We start from the raw sequence: 4,579 nt of genomic DNA, 5'->3' as shown, positions 1-4,579 counted from the left end.
GTGCCATCGGGTGTCTGACACCGGATGGCACCGGATGGCACCGGGTGGGTCAGAGGTTCGGGGGGAGGAGGCGGTTCACGTTCTGGAAGAAGAAGTAGAGCGCGACGGTGAAGGGGACGATGCCGACCAGCAGTCCGGCCCAATCTCGACGCAGACGGCGGCTCACCCAGTAGGAGGCGAGTGCGATCGCCGACAGCGCCAAGCCCCACAGACCGACCTGGGCGTTCGCTCCCGGGTCGCTGAACCAGCTCTCCGAGAACGCGTCGGCGATCCCTTCGTTGACGGCCTCGGTTCCGAGCTGATCGCTGTCCGCATCGTTGTCGGCCGGCGGCTGCGCGAAGGCCGGATCCTCCGCGTCGGTGGCCGGTACGTCCGTTGCGGCCTCGGCCGTCACCGGAACGTCGGTCGTCGCAGGTTCCGATGTGGATGTGGTGTCCGTCGCCTCTGCCGGGTCCGGCGTCCGGCCGTAGTTCAGGACGGGCTCGCCGACGGGTGACGACTCGTCGACCACCAATTCGCTCGAGATCACGATCCGTTCGCGTGCGGTGAACACCGGATGACAGGAGGTCAAGGTGAGGTTGGCGATCGTCGGGTCGGTGGTCGCAACGGCCTGGTAGTACGACGGAGGAACGATCGTGGTGCCGGTGACGCTGTAGACGAAGGTGCCGCTGAGTGTGGTGACGCGGATCTCGTCGCCGGGTTCGAGCTGGTCCACGTTCCGGAACGGTTGGCCGTAGGTCGTGCGGTGTCCGGCGATCGCGGAGTTGCCCAGCTGGCCCGGCATCGGTGTGTCGGGGAAGTGGCCCGGACCCTTCTGCAGGTCACCCTTGTCCACGCCGGCGACCACGATGTCGTCGACGCCGATCTCGGGAATCTCGATCCGGGCGAGTGCGTCACCGTTCTCGACCTGGACCAGATTCTGATTCTCGACAGGTACTGCCTCGACCTCCGCTTCATCGACCACCGTGGTCGTGGGTGCCGGCTCGTCCGCCGGTTCCGGTACGGGCAGCGTCGTCTCGATCTCGACCGATGGCGCGGTCACCGGCGACGTGTCGGCCAGCAGGTCCTCGAACTCGTTCTCCAGACGGTTCTGGGCGGCGGCGGTCTGGAGCCCCGTGCCGTACAACTGGTACGCGACGAACCCGAACATCAGGAGGCCCACGGCGATGAGCACCTTGCCGAGCCCACCGACGTACCAGCGCCAGTCGTGCGGGGGCGGCGGTCGGTCCCACTTGCGCAACCGGCCGCGTCGAGTCAGCTCGCCGGCCGGGATCGACGCGGAACCACCGTCATCCGCCGACGACGAACCGGGTGGTGCGTCGTTGCCGACCGATCCCAGGTCGGGCGATGTTTCGGTGTCCGACATCGTGGATCGACGCTACTGGCCGCCCGCCTCGACCCGTGGGCGACGAAGTGGTGTTTCGCAAGTGGGCCGAGTGAGCAATAGCGTGCTCGCGTGTCCGCAGCAGCACCATCGGAGCCGCCGGCCGCGTCCGCTGTCGCATCCGACGGTTCGGGTCCCGTCGTCGAGCTGCGCGACGTCGTCGCGACGTTGGGCAATTTCCCCGCCCTCTCGGGGACGACGATGCACGTCGACCAGGGCGAGATCGTCCTGCTCCGCGGGCCGAACGGTGCCGGGAAGACGACGCTCCTGCGTTTGTGCGCCGGACTCGTGCCCGTGGTGCGGGGCACTGCGACGATCCTCGGCCATGACCTGACGGTCGATCGGGAGCGGGTGCGTCCACACGTCGGATTGCTCGGTCACCAGAACGGCCTGTACGCCGACCTGACCGTGGGCGAGAACGTCCGGTTCTGGGGCTCGACGGTCGGTGCGACCACCATCGAGATCGAGTCCGCGATGGAACGGATGGGTGTCGCGGACCGCCTCGAATCGGTGCCGGTCAGCAAGCTGTCGGCGGGACAGAAGCGGCGCACCGCGCTCGCTGCGCTGGTCGCGCGCCGCGCCCGGCTGTGGCTGCTCGACGAACCCCACGCGGGCCTGGATCAGCGGGCCCGCGACGAGCTCGACGAGATCCTCACCCAGGCATCGCAGTCCGGAGCCACCGTGCTCGTGGCGAGCCACGAACTCGATCGGGCCGAGTCGCTCGCGACGCGCACGATCGACCTCATCGCGGGTCACGCCGGATCGGAGTCGGACCGATGAGCACGTGGCGCGTCGGCTGGCTGATCGCCCGCAAGGACCTCCGGATCGAGTGGCGGAGCCGCGTCATCACGAACCAGGTGCTGCCGTTCGCCTTCGTGACGATGGTGATCTTCGGCATCGCGCTCGACGCGAACACCGACGTGCTCGAACTCGTCGCACCCGGACTCGTCTGGCTGGCGACCATGTTCAGCCTGCTCCTGCTGGTGCAGCGGGCATTCTCGGTCGAGGCCGACGACGGGGCGCTCGACGCGATGCGAGTGGCCGGTGTCGATGCCCGCGGCATCTTCCTCGGCAAGGCGATCGGCCTCGTCGTGCAATTGCTGGTGCTCGAGGTGCTCCTGCTCTGCGCGGCGATGGTGCTGTACGGAGAAACGATCCGCCTCGACGGGGTTGTGCTCCTCGTCACGACCATGGTCTCCGCGACGTGCGGTCTGGCCGCGGTCGGTACCCTGTACGGAGGCTTGGCCGCCGGTTCCAAGGGCCGCGAGACACTGCTCCCGCTGCTCACGTTGCCAGCGGTCGCGCCCGTCCTCATCGGGGCGACGAGAGCGGTCGAATCCGCCCTCGGCACCGGCGTGGCGGAGTTGTCGGAAGGCTGGCAGTGGGTCAGTCTGCTGACGGTCTTCGCCGTCGTGTTCGGTGTCGGCGGGGCGCTCGCGTTCGGCCCGCTGATCGACGAATAGAGCCTGACGGAGATGCCCAGCCCGCTCCATCACGAACTGGCGAAAGCAGGAAGATGACGACCCTCGATCCGAAGCCGACCGACACACCGTCCGATGGAGGGACGGTCACGCCGTCGCGGTCGACCGGCACCAACGCCACCCGGGTGATCGGGATCGCCGCCGCCGTTGCGATGGCCTGGCTGGTGCTGTTCGCACTCGTGATCTCCCCGGCCGACGTGAACCAGGGCGAGTCGGTCCGACTGCTCTACATCCACGTTCCGACGATCTGGGTCGCCTACCTCTCGTTCGTGGTCACCGCGGTGGCCTCGGGGATCTACCTGTTCACGAAGAAGCACTCGCTCGGTTGGGACCGCCTCGCCGGCGCGTCGGCCGAATTCGGCGTCGCCTTCGTCGGCCTGACGCTGATCGTCGGATCGCTCTGGGGCCGTCTCACGTGGGGCGTGTTCTGGCAGTGGGACGCCCGCCTCACCACCACGGCACTGCTGTTCGTCGCCTACATCGGCTACCTCGCGGTGCGCCGACTCGGCGGGTCGCACCAGCAGCGCGCGAAGCGGTCGGCCGTGGTCGGGCTGCTGTCGGTGCTGTTGATTCCGCTCGTGCACTGGTCGGTCGTGATCTGGCGCAGCCTCCACCAGACCGCTTCGATCGCGAACACCGAGGGCGACATCAAGATGGACGGCACGATGCTGTTCACCCTGTTCGTCGGCGTCGTGGCATTCAGCCTGCTCTACGTCTGGCTCGTGATGCACCGCACCCGGGCCATGGCGATGGAGGACATGCTCGAAGATCGCGGCCTCGACGTCGCGCTGGCCGAACGACGCGCCGAAGGAGCGGGACGATGATCGCGATCATGGAAGACGCCGGGTTCATCCTCGGCAGCTACGTCGTCACCTTCGCGGTGATCGGCGGCTTCGTCTGGCGGGCGATCTCGTCGGGCAGGAAACTCGGAAAACAGATCCCCGACGACGACAAGTACTGGACCTGACGAACGCATCATGTCCGACATGGATCTGTCCCCGCGCAGCGAACCCGACACCGCCGCCGCGCCGAAACGCAAGCGCAAGCTCGCCCCGATGCTGCTGCTCGTGGTCGTGCTCGTTGCCGGCGGCGTGATCGTCACCCAGTTCCTGAACTCGGCGGTCGACTACTTCTGCAACGTCGACGAGGTCGGAGTGCGCGACGGCTGCGAGCAGGACCAGCGGATTCGACTCCAGGGCACCGTCGATCCGGGAACGATCGATCAGAGCACCACGGGGATCACCGCGTTCACGATGACGTTCAACGACGCGACGATCCCGGTCCGCTACGACGGTGACCCGGGCGGAATCTTCCAGGAGTGCATTCCCGTCGTCGTGCACGGCGAGATCCGCGACGACGTGCTGTACGGCGATCGGGTCGAGGTGAAGCACTCCGACGAGTACGAGGCGGAGAACGACGACAACCTCGCCGCTGCCGATGCGCAGGCGGAGTACGAATGCGACTCGGTGAGCGCTTGATCTCACTGCCCCGGGGCGGACGCCGGTGATCGCCGCGTCGCTGAACTCCGCGCTCGGTCGCGCCGGGCTGATGCTGATGCTCGCGGCATCGGTGATCGGCGCGTTGACGATCGTCGTCGGCATCTGGCAGGGCGATCGACGCATGCTGCGGCAGGCACCGCGCTACGCCCTGATGGTCGTCGGCGGGTCGATCCTGTCCGTGATCATGATGCAGCGGGCGTTGATCACCCGCGACT

6 protein-coding genes and 1 pseudogene are annotated in these 4,579 nt (G+C 67.6%); 6 read left to right on the top strand and 1 reads right to left on the bottom strand.

The genetic code is table 11. From position 1 onward, the window contains the following. Positions 1-49: 49 nt before the first annotated feature. Positions 50-1,366, bottom strand: a complete 1,317-nt coding sequence (locus ON45_RS21815; RefSeq protein WP_051063310.1) for a class E sortase — start codon at positions 1,364-1,366, stop codon at positions 50-52. Between the two features lie 90 nt (positions 1,367-1,456). On the opposite strand from ON45_RS21815, the gene ccmA reads away from it, so the two are divergent. The 6 genes and pseudogenes from ccmA to ON45_RS17595 form a co-directional block, all read left to right on the top strand. Beyond that, positions 1,457-2,164 carry a heme ABC exporter ATP-binding protein CcmA gene (gene ccmA / locus ON45_RS17615; protein WP_083915123.1) on the top strand — a complete coding sequence of 236 codons (708 nt, stop codon included), beginning with the start codon at positions 1,457-1,459 and terminating at the stop codon, positions 2,162-2,164. Continuing rightward, a complete protein-coding gene (locus ON45_RS17610) occupies positions 2,161-2,847 on the top strand; it encodes a heme exporter protein CcmB (protein WP_040495603.1) in 687 nt (228 codons plus the stop codon). Before ccmA ends, ON45_RS17610 begins: the two co-directional genes overlap by 4 nt. A 53-nt stretch (positions 2,848-2,900) precedes the next feature. After that, complete coding sequence (gene ccsA / locus ON45_RS17605; RefSeq protein ID WP_051063309.1) at positions 2,901-3,689, top strand: cytochrome c biogenesis protein CcsA; 789 nt, start codon at positions 2,901-2,903, stop codon at positions 3,687-3,689. Then, the gene (locus ON45_RS23215; protein WP_158412494.1) at positions 3,686-3,832 is read left to right on the top strand and encodes a hypothetical protein; all 147 of its coding nucleotides are present in this window, start codon (positions 3,686-3,688) and stop codon (positions 3,830-3,832) included. The genes ccsA and ON45_RS23215 overlap by 4 nt, the downstream gene beginning before the upstream one ends. Before the next feature lie 10 nt (positions 3,833-3,842). Further along, on the top strand, positions 3,843-4,343 hold the full coding sequence (locus tag ON45_RS17600) for a cytochrome c maturation protein CcmE (RefSeq protein WP_040495601.1): 501 nt from the start codon (positions 3,843-3,845) through the stop codon (positions 4,341-4,343). A gap of 25 nt (positions 4,344-4,368) precedes the next feature. Further along, positions 4,369-4,579, top strand: a pseudogene (locus ON45_RS17595) (heme lyase CcmF/NrfE family subunit); the annotation flags it as partial.

Source organism: Ilumatobacter nonamiensis YM16-303, from assembly GCF_000350145.1.
Taxonomy (GTDB): domain Bacteria; phylum Actinomycetota; class Acidimicrobiia; order Acidimicrobiales; family Ilumatobacteraceae; genus Ilumatobacter_A; species Ilumatobacter_A nonamiensis.
This window is presented reverse-complemented; position numbering and strand designations above follow the sequence as displayed.